Here is an 18,464-nt window from a genome sequence, read left to right as displayed (position 1 = left end):
CCCTCTCTATGTCCAGCACTGTGTGGGAGATTCCCTATTATAATAGTAACGCTTTATCGTGATAACTTCTTGTCACCTATTAGATGTCAAAGCTTTTTAAAAAAAGCAGGCTGTGATGCCCGATGAAACGTTTGATGCGGTGATAATTGCAGCGGGGCGGCCATGAAAAGGATTGTCTCGAAAGGGTAAAAGAGGTATAAACCAAAGATAAAGTCCAAAGCATTAGAGGGGCGGCCACGAAAAGGATCGCCTCGAAAGGGGGAGAAGAATTGGAGACAAAGGTGAAATCGAAGGCATTACGGCAATTCCAGGAAGCCACCGAGACCCTCGTTAACCCTGAACTGAAGAAGTGGATGGAGCAGGGGGGCAAGGTGATGGCGCTCTTCTGTTCCTGTGGGCCGGAGGAGATCATCACCGCTGCCGGCATGGTGCCCTTCCGAGCTAGAGGGACAGGCAGCACCGGGACGGAGCTGGCAGATGCTTATTTTGCCAGCATCATTTGCAGTTTCACCCGGCACTGCTTCAACATGGGACTGCGGGGCGACTATGACTTTATTGAAGGTGCTATATGGCTCAACACGTGCGACCACTGCCGCCGCATCTACGATAACTGGAAGCGCAAGGTGGACACCCCCTTCGTGCGCGTTATGAGCCTTCCCAAGAAGACCGGTGAGCTGCAGGTGGAATGGTACCGGGAAGAAATGGCAATTCTCAAGGAGGCGCTGGAGAAGCACCTGGGCATAACCATCACCGATGATAATCTGCGGGAGGCGATAAAGACCCATAACGAGACGCGGCGCCTTTTGAGGCAGCTTTACGAGCTCAGGAAGCAGGATAACCCGCCGATTACCGGGGCAGAGGCGCTGGCCGTCGTTGTCGCAAGCACAGCCATGCCCCGGGAGCGGTTCAATCAGATGCTGAAGGAGCTTCTGGAGGACTTGAAGGGGGCGGAGGGCATCAAGGATTACCGGGCGAGATTGATGATAGTAGGCGGCATACTTGATGACCCCGGCTACATCAAAGTCATCGAGGAGCAAGGCGGCCTGGTGGTCACCGACTCGATATGCTTTGGCACCAGGATTTTCTGGAACGACGTGGATGAGAAGGCCGGCGACCCCTTACAGGCTCTTGCTCAATACTACATCGCAGACCGCTATTCCTGTCCGCGAATGTTCCAGGATTACCCACGGAGGGCCGCTTTGGCCAGGGATATGATCCGGGAGTTCAAGGTGGACGGGATTATTGGCGAGAGGCTACTCTTTTGTGACCTTTGGACAGTTGAGCACTATCAGCTGGGCAAGGAGTTCAAGCCTGAAGGTATTCCCTATATGCAGTTGGATAGGGAATACGTCTTGGGCGGTATCGGCCAACTGAGAACGAGGGTCCAGGCATTTCTGGAAACAATAGGGAGGTAGACGATGGCTACAGAGAAAGAGAAACAACAAAGGAGATTGGCAAAGTTTATAGAGGAACGCGATTCGTACGAGGCGATGGCAAAGGCGTTCGGGCAAAGTCCATCGGGGACTGATAAGCTTTATGCTCCCCTGACCGAGGCGTATGTTGGGCAACACAACGCAGTAATAAAGGCTGTTGAGGAGGGCACGCCATTCGTCGCCAGCTACTACGGCTGTCAACCGGAGATATACGTTGCCATGGATCTCCCATGGTACACCTTTTTGACGCCCGTGTTCACGAACGCTATGAACCCCAACCTAGGAGACGAGATCGATGCAACCGAGAGCCTGTTTGGAAAGGACTTATGCACCGCCTTCAGGGTAGCAGGATACTGGGTAGAGAAAGATCTTGCTCCACTGCCGACTGTGGTTATAGCCATGCTTCACCCGTGCGATGCTTCCCTAATGGCACACCAACTAATGCAGACAAACGAAAACTGGGGCAAAATTCCGATGTTCGGCTGTGACCCGCCCTACTGGGATGATGAGCGAAGTCTAGATTACTATGCTAACGAAACCAAGCAAATGATTTCCTTCCTCGAGGAGCACACCGGGCGCAAGCTGGATATGGACAGACTTCGGGAGGTCATAGAGGAGTCCAACAAGATGTACGAGCTGTGGATGGAGTACAACGAGCTGAGGCGAGCGGTGCCCTGTCCCCACGGCTTCGGCGTAGGACTGCAGGCCTTCGGTGTAGCTCTGAATATCCTAGTCGGTGACCCCAGAGGCACCCAGTGGTTCACGGACCTCGTTGACGACGCCGAACAGCTGGTGCGAGAGGGAAAGGGCAAGGTAGAGAATGAGAGGGTAAGGATGTTTTGGTTTGACGTCGTGTCTTTGGGCTTGAGCCTTGACCTCTTTCCTTGGTTGGAGCAGGAGTATGGGGCGGTCAACGTTATGGACATGTTCGGCTATTGCCCCTACACGCTGATCGACACCTCAAGCGAGAAAACCATGCTCAAGGGACTGGCTAAGAGGGCTTTGTGTGATGCCCCGATGATGAGGCAGGCACGGGGTGTGGCAGATAACTGGATCGGTGACATCAGGCAGGTAGTCAAAGACTACAAAATAAATTGTGTCGTCTGGCCTGGCCACATGGGCCACAAGGATGGTTCTGCAAACGTTGGCATGATGAGGGAGACGTGCCGCGAGCTCGGGGTCCCGTTTATGCATATCGGGATGGACAACTTTGACGAGAGGTACACAACGACAGCCGAGATAAAGGAGATGTTCTCCAGGTTCTTCGCGACGATCGGGCTGGACTAGAGCTGGTTGAGATGGAGCGGAACAGGGCACTCGCCTAGTGTTCGCCTCTGATGATGCTAAGGAAGGGCCCATAGCTTTCCTTGAAAAGCGCAAGCCGAACTTTACCGGCCGATAAAAGCGCCAGGAGGTAAGTAGCCTGTACCAAAGGAAATATCAGTGGACTTGGGGGAGGCTGAAAGGGTTGTGAAGGTTAGGAGTACCCTATGCCAATAAACAAAATAGTCTCCAGCTTCGATGAAGCGGTTGCCGATATAGGGGATGGCGCCACTATCATGATCGGCGGCTTTGGCATAGTAGCTGGCGCCCCATCTTTGCTTCTGGAAGCGCTGGCCCGTAAAGGTTCGAAAGAGCTGACGATGGTGTCCAATGTCACCGGTTTCGGCAAGGATGTGTGGAAGCAATTGGGCTTTAAGTTCGCTGAGGATCCGGATATCCTGGTGAGGAACGGTCAGATAAAGAAGGCCATCGCTACCGCCCCGGTGAGCACTATTTACCAAAACAACTTCGAGAGGCTGCTGAGGGCGGGAAAGGTAGAGTTGGAGACGGTATCTCAGGGGACACTGGCGGAACGGATCAGGGCGGCCAAGGCCGGGCTCGGTGGCGTTTACGTATCAGTGGGAGTAGGAACGGTGGTGGAGGAGGGGAAGGAGACCAAGGTCATTGATGGCAAAAAGTATATACTGGAGCTCCCGCTCAAGGCCGATTTCGCCCTGATAAAGGCCCACAAAGGCGACCGCTGGGGCAACCTGGTCTACAGGAGAACATCAAGGACCTACAATGCCGTCATGGCCGGGGCGGCCACAGTCACCATAGCAGAGGTAGATGAGATCGTGGAGCTGGGCGAGCTTGATGCCGATGCGATCCACACACCGGGTATTTATGTGGACAGGGTGGTGGTGCGCCCCCAGGTGATCGAGGAAGAGGAGGTGGAGATCAGCGCCGAGGCCAGGGAATCTTACCAAAAGTTTTTGGAGAGGAAGGGCAATTAGCGTGGGGGGGGAAGGATAGCATGCAGGAAAAGGAAAGACTGGACAGGCAGACCATAGCTCTCCGGGTAGCTAAAGAGTTTCACGATGGCGATATAGTCAATTTGGGGATCGGGCTACCTGGCCTGGCGTGTAACTTCGTCCCCGCAGGCAGAGAGGTGCTGTTTCATGCCGAGATCGGTGTCCTCGGCTTCGGGGAAATGACTGCCCCGGGGGAGGGGGATTTCGAATTGGTCAATGCTGGCGGTCAGACGGTGCATGAGCAACCGGGTATGAGCTGCTTCGACCACGCCGAGGCCTTCGTCATGATAAGGGGAGGTCATATTGACATCAGCGTCATGGGCGCCTTTCAGGTCTCCGAAGAGGGAGACCTGGCCAACTATATGGTGCCCGAAAGGCAGATAGGCGTCATTGGCGGTGCCATGGACCTCGCCTCAGGAGCGAAGAAGCTTATCATAGCTATGAACCATACCACCAAAGATGGGCAACCTAGGATCCTGAAGAGGTGCATCTACCCCATAACCGCGCTCAACTGCGTTAACCTCATTGTAACCGACATAGCCGTTATCGAGGTGACAGATCGCGGGCTTGTTCTCAAAGAGGTGGCTCCGGGGTGGACCCCTGAGGAGGTGCAGAGTCTAACGGAACCAACGCTCATCATCGACCCAGACTGCCACGATATCGAGTTGATGTAGCGAGCGTAGCTCATAAAGGGTGCTTGGCCTCTTTCATATAGCATACTTATCCCTTTCAGAGTAAGTATGCTATTCGCTTCCTATATCGTCAACCACAGCCGAGCAGTACCTAATTTTGTAACTCATTGACATTTCTCATTTTCTGTGCTGTACTTAACCCTTCCCCCGAAGGTAGGCTCAAATGTCTAACTGGTTCAAATGCCCCAAGTGCGGGCGGGTGATTGAACAAAGCCAGATCCGAGAGCTCAAAGACCATACATTATCCACCTCAGTTCTAGCAGCATATTAAAGATTGCCCCATTGACACATGGAGGGATCCGTGTTATAAGTACCACACAAATTCTTGGGTGGCTTTCATTCCAAGGTTTAGAGAAAAGGATGTGATGCCAATGACAGGTGATATAAATAATCGATATCCTTTCAATCACCAAAGGAGGTAAAAGTCAATGGTCATAATGACTGAAAGTTTGAAACACAAAATGGAAGATTTTGAGGAGAGATGCAAGAAGCGCGTACCTTTCGAGTGGGGTTATGGCTCCACACCCCGGACCAACAAGCTGCGGAACGCGTTGTACTGGAAGGGGGCGGTTACCGAGAGCATACTGGTGAAGCCGGCGGAGGGGCTCGGGAAGACCGGGTTCCGTAAGGGCATCAGGATGGACATGGACAGGGCGCGGATCGTCACCACGGCCTTTCGGGAAACCGATGGCCAGCCGGCGCCACTACAGTATGCCCGCATGGTGGAGAAGCTGTGCGAGGAGATGCCCGTCTTCATCAAGGACGGGGAGCTGATCGTGGGCGACCCTAACGGTGAAGCACACAAGATTAGATGGTACCCGGAGACGAACGTCGACTGGATGCCCGAGGCGGTCACCACGGGAGGCTTCTCTCAGATTGTCACGGACGAGGAGAGACGGGAGATCCTCGACGAGATCTGTCCCTTCTGGGAGCGGAGGAGCACAATGGCACTGATCAAGTCCTCACTGCCGGAGGAGATGGCGCCCATGATCACAACCTACGGAGCTGTTATATTTAACGTATGGGAGCAGGGGCTCGTAATCCCGTCCTGGGACTTTGAGGTTCTCTTCCGCGAGGGACTGGCTGCCAGGATAGCGAAGGCTGAGGCTAAACTCGCCGAGCTGGACGCCAGGGTCGAGGAACTGGACCCGGCTGAATACCTGGCGAAGCGCTATGAATGGCAGGCGATTGTGCGCTGCGGCAAGGCGATCATTCGCTACGGCCAGAGGCTGTCCGAGACGGCCCGGCAGCAGGCAGCGCAAGAGCCCGACGAGAAGCGGAGAAGGGAACTTGAAGAGATGGCGGACATCCTTGAGCACGTCCCCGCACATCCACCCCGAACGTTCCACGAGTGCCTGCAGTTCTACTGGACCGTCGAGGTCGTCGCCCACTACTTCGCTCATTGGGGCTACGGCAGCGGTGTGAGGTTTGATCAGGTCTGGTGGCCGTACTACCAGGCGGACATCGAATCCGGGCGGATCACGCGGGAGGATGCGGTCGAGCTTGTCGAGTGCCTCTTCTTAAAAATCCAGGAGATTGGCGCACCGCTTGAGTGGCCGGCAAAGTTCGCCGGCGTAGCTGGTACCGGCACTATGTACACAGCCAATATCTGCGGCACAACAGACGATGGAGAAGACGCCACCAACGAACTCAGCTTCATCGTCCTGGAGGCGCTCGGCAACCTGCACCTGACCCAGCCACCGGTGGCAGTCCAATATCACGCCGGGATCTCGCCGGAGTTCATCTCGGCGGCGATTGATCTCGGCCGAACAGGCCTCGGACACCCCTCCTACTTCAACATGGATCTGCTGACGAGGTGGGCAATTATGAGAAGATACAGCGTCGAGGATGCCAAGCAGGTCATGCCGATCGCATGCGCCTCCTTCAGCGTTAAGGGCACGGGCATGCTGCTCTCCGGCCTGGCGCCCGGCCTAGAGATGAACTGCCCCGCGGTCCTCGACCAGGTCCTACGCCTCAACGACCAGGAGGCCCGGTGCGGCAGCGTGGTCCTCGCTGCCGGCAAGAAGGCGACGGAGATGCAGTCGGCGGGCGAGATCATGGAGGCCTACTTCGAGCGTTTGAAGTACAACGTGAGGATCTTCACGGTTTCGTGGAAAATCGCTCAGCAGGTGTTGATGGAGCGCAAGCCCGACCCGTGCTACTCCTTGCTCTTGGATGAGACGCTCGAGCGAGGGATCGATGTCGTACACTTTCACAAGGAGCACGACACTTGGCCGGAGGTCACTCCTTTCGGTGGGATCAACGTGGCGAACTCGCTTGCCGCGATTCAGCGCCTGGTGTTCGACGAGAAGAGATATACCATGGAGGAATTGATACGGGCGCTGGACGCCAACTGGTCCGGGTACGAGGTAATGCGACAGGACTTCCTCAATGCACCCAAGTACGGCAACGACGACGACTTCGCCGATGGCTGGGCAAGGCGGTTCCTTGTCGGGCAATGGGAGACTGTCAGCAAGTTCAAGGATGCTTGGGGCTGTTCATTGACGATGGATGGCAGCACTGCCGCCGGGCACACCATGATGGGTCTGGTGGCCCCTGCCAGCCCGGATGGAAGACTGGCATGCACCTCGTTGGCCGATGGCTCTCGGTCGCCGATGGCGGGAACCGACAGCGAGGGTCCGACCGCCGTACTGAACTCGGTGGGCAAGGTGCCCTTCATGCACTCGGAGCTGTTTAACCAGCGCTTCATGCGCACCTACCTGGAAGGAGAGAATAAGAAGCTCTTTGCCGATTATCTCAAGGTATGGCATGCGAAGGGAACGTGCCCGCACATCCAGTTCAACGTGGTGAGTAGTAAAGAGCTTCGGGAGGCGAAAGTCAAGCCAGAAGAACATTCCGAACTTATTATCAGGGTTGCCGGATACAGCGCCCACTTTGTCGACCTGCCCGTGTGGACCCAAGACAGCATCATTGAAAGAACAGAACAGGCCCTCACCTAGTTCGCGCCCTAAAGTTCGGTTGCTCACGAGATAGCGTGGGGTATACGCCCCACGCTATCTTCACAGGGGCTCCTGATGAAGACCCGAGTGGAGTCACCCGTTTTGTCCACCTGCGTAAAAACGCAGGACCATAAGAGGTACAAATGATGTCAGACAGTGAAGATGAACAAAGGGGATTAATATTCAATATCCAGAAGTTCTCGATTCAAGATGGTCCTGGTATCAGGACTACCCTATTCATGAAAGGCTGCCCTTTACATTGCCCGTGGTGCAGTAATCCTGAGGGAATGAGCAGCGAACCTGAGATTATGGTGGGCGAGCGCAAATGCATCAGCTGCAAAAGATGTGCCGAAGCCTGCATTGCGGGCGCCATTTCTTTCGATAACGATATCCGCACCATTGACTGGGACCTGTGTACCAATTGTCTGGAGTGTGGTAAGGTATGCCCTTCCCATGCCATTCAGGTGATGGGGGAGTATAAGACGGTGAATGAAGCATTCAAGATTACTGCGCAGGACAGAGATTTCTACAACACTTCCGGCGGTGGAGTAACAGTTTCCGGAGGTGAGCCACTGCTTCAATGGGAATTCGTTCGGGACTTCTTCAAGAAATGCAAAGATGCTGGTTTTCATACTGCGCTTGATACGACGGCATACTGCCCGTGGAAAAACATGGAACAGGTTCTCAGGCACACAGACCTGATCCTTTTTGATGTCAAGCATATGGACCCTGAGAAGCACGAGGAAAAAATCGGAGTATCTAATGAACTGATTCTGGAGAATCTTGATAAAGCTTCAAACACGACGAAAATCTGGCTGAGAATTCCACTAATACCTGGTTTCAATGATTCGGAATCGAATATGCAAAAGACAGCCGAGCTTGCTTCCAGGACTAGAGCGGAAAAGATATCTCTACTGCCATATCATGAGTGGGGGAAAGACAAATATTCCGGTTTGGGAAAGCACTATGGTCATAATGGACCGGACGGCATCCTTGAGCCGGATAGTGATGTGGTGAAAAAGTGCAGGGTGGTTCTGGAATCTCATGGGCTGGAAGTGAAGGTTGGAAAATAGCTGCGAAGCTAATGAGGGTTACTGATATCAAGAATCAAAGCCGTTAATAGTGACTACAAGCCAATTGTTGCCGCTGTTAACGGTTATTGCTTTGCTGATCGATACTAAAGCGGCTTGAAGTACTTGATATCCAGGATGCTGGCCACGCGCTCTTTCTTAACCTTGAATACCGCCTTGACCTTCATCCCGACCCTTAGGTGCTCGGGATCGACCTCCCCCAGCATATGGACAAGGCCGGTGTCAGCCCCGTCCAGTTTAATTATCCCGTATACGATGGGGGTGGACACTGGCTGGATAGGATTCGACTGGTAGGCAATGGTATAGGTGAGCAGGGTTCCCTTTTGGCTCACCTCAACCCACTCACTGAGCTCACCAAAGCAATCCTTACATACAGACCTGGCAGGGACATAAACACGGTTACAGGTAGGGCATCTCGTACCCATGATTTTCTTATTGTCTCTCAGTTCAATGAGGAACCGGCTCCCCACAGCTCCGGCGGAATACGTATTCGGGATATATATCTGCCCATGGTAAACCCAGACGTCCATCCCCTCCAGCTTCTCGGTTACTTTTGCCATGTGTTAACCTCCTACTCCTCGATCGTCCTGAAGTACAGGATGTCCTGGAAGCCTTTGCCGCGCTTCTCGTAATCCTCTTCCCACACAGCCTGCACCCGCATCCCCTCTTTCAGCTTCTTCGTGTCTGTCTCCTCGAGAAGGTGTCTGAAGTAAATGCCATTATCCAGAAGGATGATGGCAGGAGGGTGGGGATTAGACCACCTCTCCCCCTCGTGCGGGTCCCACAGGGGATAGACCTGATAGGTATACTGGAATATCGTGCCCGTCAGGGGCAGTTCCACCCAGTCCCAGCCCACATCCACCTTGCACTTGGGGCAGACCGGCGACGGTGGGCGCGCCCAGAGCTGCTTACAATTGGGGCAGCGGGGTGCCACCATCTTCTTGTTCTCCTTCGCCTCGGCGTAAACCTTACCTAGGTACCTGCCCGTAGACCAGTTGTAATGCCGGGGCAAATTGAACTCTATACGGATATACTCCGGCCCTTCCACCTTTTTAGTCGGGGATCCTTCTGACATTTCATCGCCTCCTATAAGGACCTCTTGAGCAAGAACATCGCCGTCCAGTTGGGGCCACCCAGAGAGGTGGCAATAGCTGTCTTAACGTCCCTGGTAACCTGGTGCTCACCGGCGTCCCCACGGATCTGGAGAGCAGCTTCGGCAATGCGAATGACAGGCGTAGCGCCGATGGGATTGCTAGCTATCACGCCTCCTGATGGGTTTACCGGGAACTCCCCTTCTATCTCGGTTACCCCCTTCTCTATCAGCTTCCAGCCCTCGTTCTTTTCACAGAAGTGGAAATGCTCGTAGAGACTCATTTCTTCCCAGGTGGATGGCTCGTAGATCTCTGCCAGATCGACCTGCTTTCTAACGTCAGTTATGCCATTCCTCTTATAAAGCCTTGCGGCAGCCACGTCCTGAGAATACGTTTCTGTGCCGGTGGGGTCGCCAAAGCTGCCGGCGCTGAACGGTTCCTGGTGTGCTACCTCGAAATCGACCACCCACACCGGCTTATTGTGGATCTTCTTCGCTCTCTCTTCCGAGGCCAGTACAACGACACATGCACCGCAGGATTGAGGACAAAAATCCAGCAGCCTGATAGGCCACACCAGGAATCCAGACTTGAGATAATCTTCCACGCCCTTCAGGCCAAGCCTCAGATGGGCATAGGGATTCCTGCAGGCGCACCGGTCTGCTTTAAGCCGGACCATAGCAGCATGCTCCTCCCGGGCACCGGACTGATTTATGTAGCTCAATGCCTGCTTGGCGAACTCACTGACGGCGCCTACTACCAACCCTTTAGCCGCTATTGGGACGGCAGCGGCCGAAATGCCAGCAGTAGCATCACCGCAATCGTGCTTTTGCCAGCTTACTACCATGGTTATGTCATATAGGCCCGCGGAGACCAGATTGCAGGCCTCGCCAACGGCCTCGGATCCGGTCGTGCCGCCACCAGTGACTTTCAGACCGGGCTTTCCTATTGCACCGACTTCAGTAATCATCCCATGATCGGGCAGAAGGATTCCCTCAAAGGACTCCATATTACTGAAGATGAAAGCCTCAATATCCTTTATGCTCAATTGGGCATCGGCCAGGGCTGCCCTCACTGCTTCACCGACCATCTCCGGCAGATTAACATCGTCCCGTCTACTAGTGTGGCGGGTCTGTCCGACTCCTACTATTGCTACTCTACCAGCCATATCTACCTCCCGCTACATGTTAGCTAGAATCATCACCGCTTGATGCTGCCCGCAGATCCCGGTATAGCCATGTGCAAGGGCTACCTTGGCTCCCTCCACCTGTCCAGCACCCGCTTCGCCGCGGAGCTGCAATACTGCCTCAGCGATGCGTGCCATACCCGCTACACCATTCGGGTTGCCGGGAAGCACCCCTCCCGAGGGGTTCACCGGAAGCTGGCCGCCCATCTCAAGCGTTCTGGAATCAACCAGCTTGCCTCCCTCGCCGCGGCCGCAGAAACCAAGCCCCTCCAGCCATAGGGGCTCCTGGTAGGAATACTCCGTGGATATCTCAGCCACATCTATCTGGCTCAAAGGATCATTGATGCCCGCCATGCTGTAGGCCTTCTTGGCAGCCTTCACCAGAGCGTCACAATCGGCCAGTTCCCGGTCTCCCAGGTAGTGTGTCTCATAGCAGTTCGACCCCCCCGCTATCCATACCAGCTTCTTGGTAAGCTTTTTAGCCTTTTCCTCTGTAGTCATAATCATGGCACATGCACCATCCGATATCGGTTTGGTATCGAGGAGCCTGATGGGGGATGCCAGCATCCTCGATCCGATGACATCGTCCACCGTAACATCCATGGGCTCCTGGGCAAAGGGATTGTTCCTGGCATTGCGGCGGTTCCTGACCACCGCTTTAGCGCACTGCTCAGGTGTAATACCGTACCTGTCCATATAGCGCCTGGCCTGCAGGGCAGCGGCTGAGGTATAGTCCAAACCCAGCTGCCTCATGAGAATGGCATCGAAGGCACAATTTTCAATCACGCTCTTTTCAGCCTGAGATTCCTTCATATGAGACACAAGCAGGACGGTCTCAAAGTGGCCGGAGAGGACCTCTGCCATGGCAACGTAGGCGGCATTGATTCCATCTTCAGCTACGGTCAATTCATGCCCGAAATGCGCTCCCACAACGCGCTGGAGACTCAAGCTCGCTATCGTCCTGCCATCGTAGGCATCCTGGCAGCAAGTTATGGCTGACTCCATGTCGGACAGGGTGAGTCCCGTCTCCTCCAGCACTTGCTTTATTGCCTCATACGCCAGTTCCTCCTCACTTACATCAGCCCTGTTGGGGTGGTATTTGGTCTGGGCTACTGCCACGATCGCCACTCTTTCAGCCATGTGCATCTCCTTCTCACTCTATTCAGCTGAGCCCCAGTGCAGCCTAACTTCCCTGATCATCAGGTTGTCAAGTCAGTTTGTGCCCTCGGGTAGGCAGAGCAATGGTTCCTGTTCCACCGCAGTTGCGCCCCTGTGGAACAGCGAACTCATATTCCACATCCACCAGGTGCTGGTCTCCCTCGGTGTATTTTTTGACCACCTTGCCGGTCATTGTCATGGTATCACCGGGGAAGCAGGGTGTCGCAATGCGAAATGATATCTCTTTTAGCTCTCCCTCAGGTCCTGTCCAGTCGGTCAAGTACTTACCCGAGAATCCACAGATGGTCGCGTTGTTCAGAAAGAAGTCCTTCAGGCCCGCTTTTTGGGCAAAGTCACGGTCGTGATGTACGGGGGTAAAGTCCCTGCTAGCTATAGCGCCAGCGATTACCGTGGTACAGGTAATATCCTTAGTTACTGTGGGAAGCTCTTGTCCTTCCTCAACATCCTCCCAGCAAAGGGATTTCCAAGCCATCTTTACCTCTCTATTCTATTATATTAGTTCTAGCGCCTTAGGCTCCGATGCGATACTTCAAGACGGTAAGACTTTGGGTGGCAACCGTCTCCCCTTTTTGATTATTGAAGACGAAGGTCGTGGTCACGAAGTGACCACTTCCCAAGCTCGTCTTTTTCTCCGGTGACACATCAGTAACCTTATACGTGAAGTTTATATGGTCCCCAGGAAATAGCGGCCGCAAATATTTCTGGGCCACATTGGTGATGAGTATCCCATAGAAGCCAGCTTTATCGAGCTTCTCTAAAAACTGCTCAAAGGGATGCGGTGGCCGATCCGTCGGAGGCCATAGTGGGGGCATAGTCCATGTCAGCACCATAGTGGGTGGGGCGATAATACCACCATACTTGCTTTTTCTGGCATACTCTTCGTCGGTATACAAGGGATTGCCATCCTGCATCGCTTCGCACCAGTGCCTGATCATCGGCTTGCACACCTCATCAACGGCAACTAGCCGCTCCCCCTCCTTCCCAATATCTGCCTTCAACTCTTCATAGAATTCCATAGTTAGCGCTCCTTAGCTAGCAAGGACTGTGGCGAAAGTGATGTCATCCAGGGCACCCCCAACCATGTAGCAGGGCGATGCAGGCGCCGCCTGACGGGCTGGCCTCCACCACGATCGCGTCGTACTTCGTTCCCGCTGTGTACGATAAGGCTCTTAACCGGTCCATATTACAGGGGCATGCCCTTTGCGCGGGCGGCGGTTACATGATCGGGCTCCGGCCACCATTTGTCCGCACCGGTATCCTCGGCCACCACGTTGGCCGTGCCGTACCCCGCACCGAAGGTGACCAGGCCGCCGGGATAGCTGCTTGCCCCACCCAGGTACAGGTTATTTATCGGCGTCCTGTGGTTGGGGCAGTCATCGTTGGGGCGCCAGTAGCCCATCTGCGTCGAGTCGTAGGCCCCCTGTTTTATCGAGCCTTTCACCATATTGACGAACTTGTTTTCGATGTCGGCGGGGGTGGTCATATTCCACCACAGCACCTTGTCCTTCGTCATGTTGGGGGCATATTTCTGAAGGACTTCCAGTAATTTCTCGGCGCGCTCCTCCTTGAACTTCATGCGGAGCCACTTCTCCTTGTCCCCGTTAAGTTCATACGGGGCCATCTGCGAGATGAGGCCGGAGCACCTTCCCGGTGGCGCCTGGTAAGGGTCGTGGACGCTGGGGAAGCAGCAGTTGAAACCCTCCGGCTCCACCATTGTATTGTCATTTATCATGGCATCCCAGTGCTTTTTCAGGTCCTCGCTGTTCTCGAATCCCAGCACGTAGATAAAGGCATTATCGATATCCGGGTTGTTGGCCGCCGCGGCGAATTGCGGGGGCTCCTCCATCGCCAGGTGAAGGTGGCACAGGCTCCAGTGCTCCCACTCCCATGCCTCGATCTTCTCCACGAGAGTTGCATCCAGGTTGTCCTTGCCGACGAGCTGGAGAAACGTCTGGTGGGTATCAATGGTGCTGATTACCGCCTTATTTGCCATGTACTTGATACCGCCGTCTAGTTCCACACCCTTTGCCGTTCCGCCCTCCACGATAATCCGCTTGATCTGGGCACTGGTGAGGATCTCCCCGCCGAACTCCAGCATGTACTTGGTAAGGGCATTGGAGAGGCGGTGGGACCCACCCCTTACGAGGCGGTAGTTGGTTGCCCGGTTGATGAGCAGGGGCACCATGTAGCTTGCCCCGGAGGCGTCGTACTGGAGGCCCCAGTGACAGGCGATGTAGAGCATAAGTGTCTTAACCACATCGTTCTCGAAAAGCTCGTCTATGATCTCCTCTGGGGTCTGCTCGGTGAGTTCGTTGATGTCTTTCCCCACATCGGTCTTGTCCAGCTCTATTACCTGCTCCAGGGGCGGCATCGCAGCGCAGTAGGTGGCCGGGCCGATGAAATCGTTAACGATAGTGTAGAACCGCTGGCTCATTTCGCGGTAGCTGTCCGCATCCTTTTTGGAGAATTTGGCTATCGACTGGCAGGTCTTCTCCACATCCTGGTAGATGCACAGGCTGTTGCCGTCGCTTAGGGGCATGGCCCACTCGAGCTCGGGGTGGATGTATTCGAGGTCATACCTCTCCGCAAGCTCGAAGTCCTTGATCGGGGGAGCGTAATCCGCCATCAGGTGATAGATGGCGTGGGTGTTGTGGAAGTAGTCGGGGAGCGTTATCTCCTCCGTGGCCAGCCCGCCGCCAAGCTCATACCTCTTCTCCAGCAGCAGTACCTTCAGTCCCGCCTTGCTCAGATAGCAGGCGGTTGTCAGCCCGTTAGGTCCACCGCCGATGATTATTACATCGTAATTTGCTTCCATTTCCCCTCCTTCATAGGTTACGATTTCACTGATTGGTGAGAAGGTGTGCCTTCTCTATGATGTGCTCTTGAGGTCATCCCTCTTGAATGTGTCCCGCTTCTTCTTATCTTGAATCCACATCTGCTCAACCAGGGAATCCGGATCCTCTTTACCTTTCTCCTCCCACGGCTTGCCCAGATTCAGGTCCTTGGCGATGATCCTGTAGCAGTTGTAGGACTCGGATCCGCCTATGTTTGTTCCCACCCACCAGGATCCACCGGTACAATAGAGGTTCTTTATCGGTGTCCTGTGGTTAGCCAGCTCGGGGGTAGGCCTATTTTCAAAAGATTGGTAGGTCGGGCGGTCATCCCCTGACATGGCCCCGTTGGGCGCCAGGTTCTTCATCCGCAGGTTATCGTAGGGGGTGTTAGGATCATAGCCGATGATATTGTCCCAGTTCATGTTGGGGGCATGCTTCGACCACAGTTTGATCAGCTCCTCGGCATACCACTTCTTTATCTTCAGCCACTCCCTCTCCGTATGGGCGGAGGCAGGAGGTCCCACCTGCTCGTTATTGCAAACGAATTTCCCCCTAGGTGCGTAGGAAGGGTCAACCATGCTGTGAGACCAGACGGTGGGACAGAAGTCCTCCGGCGGAGGCCATAGCCCCAGCTTCATGAAGTAAGTCTCCCTGGCAATGTGATCGGGGTCGGGAGTTTCTGCCAACCCGAGCCAGAAAGTCTCATTTATATCGGGATTGAACGCCGCCGCCTCGTATTTAGGCCTCTCGTGACAGGCGAAGCTGTACCACATAAGGCAGCCGAAGGTTGCTTCAGTCAGCTCCACGCGACGCGCCGTTTTATCATCCAGATGCTCTCTACCAATCAGGTCGAAACAAAGCTGCCGCGGGTTCAAGGTACTCAATACCAGCTTCCTTGCCTTGATTTCAGTACCGTCGGTGAGGCGGATGCCTTTTGCGGTTCCATTCTCTATGATGACCTTATCCACCTCGGCGTGGGTGAAGAACTTCACTCCTCCGGCAACCAGTATCTTATGGGCAGCGTGAGCTATCTGGTGGGTTCCCCCCCGGCAAAAACCCAGGCCTGGCAACTGCATAGCGTAACCTATGGTTTCAGCCCCAACCCCCGTGTGGTTAACATCGAACGCCCCCGAAAGGACAATTCTGGCAATACAGTACTGCAGTTCAGGGCTTTCCCACATTTCCTTCATCGAGCGCAGGTGGCTGGCTGCCAGGTATAGTGAGTCTGGCGTAAAACCGGCTTCCACCAGTTTCGGATACAAAGCTAGTTGCCGCTCCATTGTCTCGGGCGCCGCGCGATCCTCCGCCGGCATGAATAGCCGATCAATCTGCACTCTCAGTGCCTCATCGCTCGTCCATACATTCCAGAATTTAAGCCACTGCTCGGCGTCCCTCTCCGAGAAGCGGGCGATCTCCTTCGCCGTGCGCTCCTGGCTAGGGTCATGTTTCCTGCTGTAGATGGCGATGCAGGTCTGGTCCTTTCTGAAGGTGGCGCCATCGGAGCAGAGATACTGGTCGTGCTGATTCCCGTAGTCCCAGAACTCGGGAAAATCGCGATAAAATGGCAGATGGTACCAGTCAAACATCATTGTGGCATGGGTGTTACCGCGAAAGCCCGGGGCAGCGGCCTCCTCGGTGGCCATGCAGCCGCCAATCTCATGCCTCCTCTCGAATATACCAACGCTCATGCCGCCGTACTTCATCAGATACATAGCAGTGAATAGAGCTGTAGTTCCACCTCCAACTATTACCGCATCAAACGTTTCATCGGGCATCGCTACCTCCTTTTAAGAAATTTGATATCTGCCGTTTCCCTTTCCGTTATAGGTTACTCTTTCATTAAATACAGCGAAGGTACACTTTATCTATGATGGCTTGTTTTTAACTCATCACGCATCTTTTTTAAGAGGAGATTCACCTGCTCAACCAGGGAATCGGGCTCCTCTTTACCCGGCTCCTCCCACGGCTTTGGCAGCCCCATATCCTTTGCGATAATTTTGTAGCAGTTGTAGGCTTCGCTTGACCCCGAGGTGGGCATATGCCAGCCGGCCCCGGTGGCATAGATGTTCCTTACTGGAGTCCTGTGGTTCGCCAGTTCGGGGATGGGCCTGTTCTCGAAAAACTGACATGGGTCATGATCTAAAATGTTCATGTTGCCGTTGGGAGCCCTGTTCAGCGTCCGTAAGGCGTCGTACGGGGTGTTATAGTCGCAGCCGATGATGTTGTCCCAGTTCATGTTGGGAGCATGCCTCTGCCAGATGCTAATCAGGTCTTCAGCGTACTTCTTTTTTATTTCCAGCCATTCCCTCTCGGTATAAGCGGTGGCTGGAGGACCAATTTGCTCGTTATTGGCGATATGATACCCTGTAGGTGCGTAAGAGGGGTCAGCCAGGCTGTGACACCAGACGACGGGACAATAGTCCTCTATAGGAGGCGGCCACTTACCCAGCCGTGACCAGAGACACTCCCGGGCGATATGCTCGGGATCAGCATCCTCTGCCAGCCCGAGCCAGTAACAGTCATTTATATCCGGGTTGAACGCTGCCGCTTCATACTGTGGCGCCTCACGGATAGCGAAGCTGTACCACATCAGGCAGGCGAATTTAGATTCCAGAAGCTCCACGCGGCGCAAGGCATTATAGTTAAAATGCTCTCTACCGATCAAATCGAAGACCAGTTGCTGCGGGCTTAAGGTGCTCACCACCAGCTTTCTGGCCTTGATCTCGGAGCCATCGGCGAGGCGGATGCCCTTGGCTTCGCCATTCTCGATGAGGACCTTGTCCACACGGCAATGGGTAAAGAACTTGCACCCGTCGCGGACCAGTATCTTATGGGCAGCGTGGGCTACCTGGTGGGTTCCCCCTCTGGCGAAACATATATTAGGCAAACATGCAGACGAGCCGATCATTACGAACCCAAGCCCCGGTTGATTAACATCGAATGCCGATGAAAGATTGAATCTGACAGCACAGTACTGCAACTCCGGGCTTTCCCAGAATTCACGTGCTACACGTATATTGCTACCTGATAATACCAGCGAATCTATGTTAAACCCGGCTTCTAAAAACTCTGGATATAGAGCTACACTCCTCCCGAGCACTTTGGGATCGGCACGGTCCTCCGCGGGATTGAACAGCAGGTCCATCTGCGTTCTCTGCATTGCATCCCCCAGCCACACCTTCCTCAGTTTGAGCCACTTCTCGGCATCCCTTTCAGAGAAGCGGGCAATCTCCTTCGCCGTGCGCTCCTGGCTCATGTCATGCTTGTCACTGTAGATGGCCAGGCAGGTCTGATTATTCCTGAAGACGGCACCGTCGCTGCAAAGGTGTTGATCGAGCTGGGCTCCGTAGTCCCAGAACTCAGGGAAATCACGCCAGAGCGGAGCGTAATACCAGGGCAACTGTATCGCAGCGTGGGTGTTGCCGCGAAAACCCGGCGCAGCCATCTCCTCGGTGGCCAACCCACCGCCGACTTCATGCCTCTGCTCAAAGATGCCGACACTCATGCCGGCATACCTGACCAGATACATGGCCACGTAAAGGGCCTTGGACCCACCGCCAATTATTACCGCATCAAACGTTTCATCGGGCATCACAGCCTGCTTTTTTTAAAAAGCTTTGACATCTAATAGGTGACAAGAAGTTATCACGATAAAGCGTTACTATTATAATAGGGAATCTCCCACACAGTGCTGGACATAGAGAGGG

16 protein-coding genes are annotated in these 18,464 nt (G+C 54.4%); 6 read left to right on the top strand and 10 right to left on the bottom strand.

All coding sequences use genetic code 11. The features are described 5' to 3' along the window. Window positions 1-269 precede the first annotated feature (269 nt). The 6 genes from VMX96_11255 to VMX96_11230 all read left to right on the top strand — a co-directional run bounded on the left by VMX96_11255 (window position 270) and on the right by VMX96_11230 (window position 8,452). Complete coding sequence (locus tag VMX96_11255) at window positions 270-1,415, top strand: 2-hydroxyacyl-CoA dehydratase family protein (protein ID HUU64472.1); 1,146 nt, start codon at window positions 270-272, stop codon at window positions 1,413-1,415. A 3-nt stretch (window positions 1,416-1,418) separates the two neighbouring features. Beyond that, window positions 1,419-2,720, top strand: coding sequence for a 2-hydroxyacyl-CoA dehydratase family protein (locus VMX96_11250; GenBank protein ID HUU64471.1), 1,302 nt, complete (start codon window positions 1,419-1,421; stop codon window positions 2,718-2,720). A gap of 203 nt (window positions 2,721-2,923) precedes the next feature. Beyond that, on the top strand, window positions 2,924-3,709 hold the full coding sequence (locus tag VMX96_11245) for a 3-oxoacid CoA-transferase subunit A (protein ID HUU64470.1): 786 nt from the start codon (window positions 2,924-2,926) through the stop codon (window positions 3,707-3,709). 20 nt (window positions 3,710-3,729) lie between these two features. Next, on the top strand, window positions 3,730-4,401 hold the full coding sequence (locus VMX96_11240; protein HUU64469.1) for a 3-oxoacid CoA-transferase subunit B: 672 nt from the start codon (window positions 3,730-3,732) through the stop codon (window positions 4,399-4,401). 446 nt (window positions 4,402-4,847) lie between these two features. After that, complete coding sequence (locus tag VMX96_11235; protein ID HUU64468.1) at window positions 4,848-7,379, top strand: pyruvate formate lyase family protein; 2,532 nt, start codon at window positions 4,848-4,850, stop codon at window positions 7,377-7,379. Between the two features lie 143 nt (window positions 7,380-7,522). Beyond that, a complete protein-coding gene (locus tag VMX96_11230; GenBank protein HUU64467.1) occupies window positions 7,523-8,452 on the top strand; it encodes a glycyl-radical enzyme activating protein in 930 nt (309 codons plus the stop codon). A gap of 104 nt (window positions 8,453-8,556) precedes the next feature. On the opposite strand, the gene VMX96_11225 is transcribed toward VMX96_11230, so the two are convergent. The 10 genes from VMX96_11225 to VMX96_11180 form a co-directional block, all read right to left on the bottom strand. Then, the gene (locus tag VMX96_11225; protein ID HUU64466.1) at window positions 8,557-9,030 is read right to left on the bottom strand and encodes a Zn-ribbon domain-containing OB-fold protein; all 474 of its coding nucleotides are present in this window, start codon (window positions 9,028-9,030) and stop codon (window positions 8,557-8,559) included. An 11-nt stretch (window positions 9,031-9,041) separates the two neighbouring features. Further along, a complete protein-coding gene (locus VMX96_11220; GenBank protein ID HUU64465.1) occupies window positions 9,042-9,545 on the bottom strand; it encodes an OB-fold domain-containing protein in 504 nt (167 codons plus the stop codon). A gap of 11 nt (window positions 9,546-9,556) precedes the next feature. Further along, window positions 9,557-10,726 (bottom strand): thiolase family protein, encoded by a 1,170-nt coding sequence (locus tag VMX96_11215; GenBank protein ID HUU64464.1) that lies wholly within the window; start codon window positions 10,724-10,726, stop codon window positions 9,557-9,559. 12 nt (window positions 10,727-10,738) lie between these two features. Then, the gene (locus VMX96_11210; GenBank protein ID HUU64463.1) at window positions 10,739-11,884 is read right to left on the bottom strand and encodes a thiolase family protein; all 1,146 of its coding nucleotides are present in this window, start codon (window positions 11,882-11,884) and stop codon (window positions 10,739-10,741) included. Window positions 11,885-11,951: 67 nt separating this feature from the next. Next, window positions 11,952-12,395, bottom strand: coding sequence for a MaoC/PaaZ C-terminal domain-containing protein (locus VMX96_11205; protein HUU64462.1), 444 nt, complete (start codon window positions 12,393-12,395; stop codon window positions 11,952-11,954). Window positions 12,396-12,432: 37 nt separating this feature from the next. Further along, a complete protein-coding gene (locus VMX96_11200; GenBank protein HUU64461.1) occupies window positions 12,433-12,939 on the bottom strand; it encodes a MaoC family dehydratase N-terminal domain-containing protein in 507 nt (168 codons plus the stop codon). 43 nt (window positions 12,940-12,982) lie between these two features. Next, window positions 12,983-13,105 (bottom strand): hypothetical protein, encoded by a 123-nt coding sequence (locus tag VMX96_11195; GenBank protein ID HUU64460.1) that lies wholly within the window; start codon window positions 13,103-13,105, stop codon window positions 12,983-12,985. A 1-nt stretch (window position 13,106) separates the two neighbouring features. Further along, a complete protein-coding gene (locus VMX96_11190; protein ID HUU64459.1) occupies window positions 13,107-14,738 on the bottom strand; it encodes an NAD(P)/FAD-dependent oxidoreductase in 1,632 nt (543 codons plus the stop codon). A gap of 54 nt (window positions 14,739-14,792) precedes the next feature. Next, window positions 14,793-16,532 (bottom strand): NAD(P)/FAD-dependent oxidoreductase, encoded by a 1,740-nt coding sequence (locus tag VMX96_11185; protein ID HUU64458.1) that lies wholly within the window; start codon window positions 16,530-16,532, stop codon window positions 14,793-14,795. Between the two features lie 86 nt (window positions 16,533-16,618). Continuing rightward, window positions 16,619-18,349, bottom strand: coding sequence for an NAD(P)/FAD-dependent oxidoreductase (locus VMX96_11180; GenBank protein ID HUU64457.1), 1,731 nt, complete (start codon window positions 18,347-18,349; stop codon window positions 16,619-16,621). Window positions 18,350-18,464 lie beyond the last annotated feature (115 nt).

This window comes from Dehalococcoidia bacterium (assembly GCA_035528575.1).
Classification (GTDB): domain Bacteria; phylum Chloroflexota; class Dehalococcoidia; order E44-bin15; family E44-bin15; genus DATKYK01.
Note: the sequence above shows the minus strand (reverse complement) of the source record. Positions and strands in the feature narration are given on the sequence as shown.

What these genes read in the sequence shown, in the direction of transcription:
- VMX96_11180 (HUU64457.1), bottom strand. Translation starts at nt 18,349, where the DNA reads ATGCCCGATGAAACGTTTGATGCGGTAATAATTGGCGGTGGGTCCAAG.
- VMX96_11215 (HUU64464.1), bottom strand. Translation starts at nt 10,726, where the DNA reads ATGGCTGGTAGAGTAGCAATAGTAGGAGTCGGACAGACCCGCCACACT.
- VMX96_11200 (HUU64461.1), bottom strand. Translation starts at nt 12,939, where the DNA reads ATGGAATTCTATGAAGAGTTGAAGGCAGATATTGGGAAGGAGGGGGAG.
- VMX96_11205 (HUU64462.1), bottom strand. Translation starts at nt 12,395, where the DNA reads ATGGCTTGGAAATCCCTTTGCTGGGAGGATGTTGAGGAAGGACAAGAG.
- VMX96_11190 (HUU64459.1), bottom strand. Translation starts at nt 14,738, where the DNA reads ATGGAAGCAAATTACGATGTAATAATCATCGGCGGTGGACCTAACGGG.
- VMX96_11225 (HUU64466.1), bottom strand. Translation starts at nt 9,030, where the DNA reads ATGGCAAAAGTAACCGAGAAGCTGGAGGGGATGGACGTCTGGGTTTAC.
- VMX96_11235 (HUU64468.1), top strand. Translation starts at nt 4,848, where the DNA reads ATGGTCATAATGACTGAAAGTTTGAAACACAAAATGGAAGATTTTGAG.
- VMX96_11250 (HUU64471.1), top strand. Translation starts at nt 1,419, where the DNA reads ATGGCTACAGAGAAAGAGAAACAACAAAGGAGATTGGCAAAGTTTATA.
- VMX96_11245 (HUU64470.1), top strand. Translation starts at nt 2,924, where the DNA reads ATGCCAATAAACAAAATAGTCTCCAGCTTCGATGAAGCGGTTGCCGAT.
- VMX96_11210 (HUU64463.1), bottom strand. Translation starts at nt 11,884, where the DNA reads ATGGCTGAAAGAGTGGCGATCGTGGCAGTAGCCCAGACCAAATACCAC.
- VMX96_11220 (HUU64465.1), bottom strand. Translation starts at nt 9,545, where the DNA reads ATGTCAGAAGGATCCCCGACTAAAAAGGTGGAAGGGCCGGAGTATATC.
- VMX96_11195 (HUU64460.1), bottom strand. Translation starts at nt 13,105, where the DNA reads ATGGACCGGTTAAGAGCCTTATCGTACACAGCGGGAACGAAGTACGAC.
- VMX96_11240 (HUU64469.1), top strand. Translation starts at nt 3,730, where the DNA reads ATGCAGGAAAAGGAAAGACTGGACAGGCAGACCATAGCTCTCCGGGTA.
- VMX96_11185 (HUU64458.1), bottom strand. Translation starts at nt 16,532, where the DNA reads ATGCCCGATGAAACGTTTGATGCGGTAATAGTTGGAGGTGGAACTACA.
- VMX96_11230 (HUU64467.1), top strand. Translation starts at nt 7,523, where the DNA reads ATGATGTCAGACAGTGAAGATGAACAAAGGGGATTAATATTCAATATC.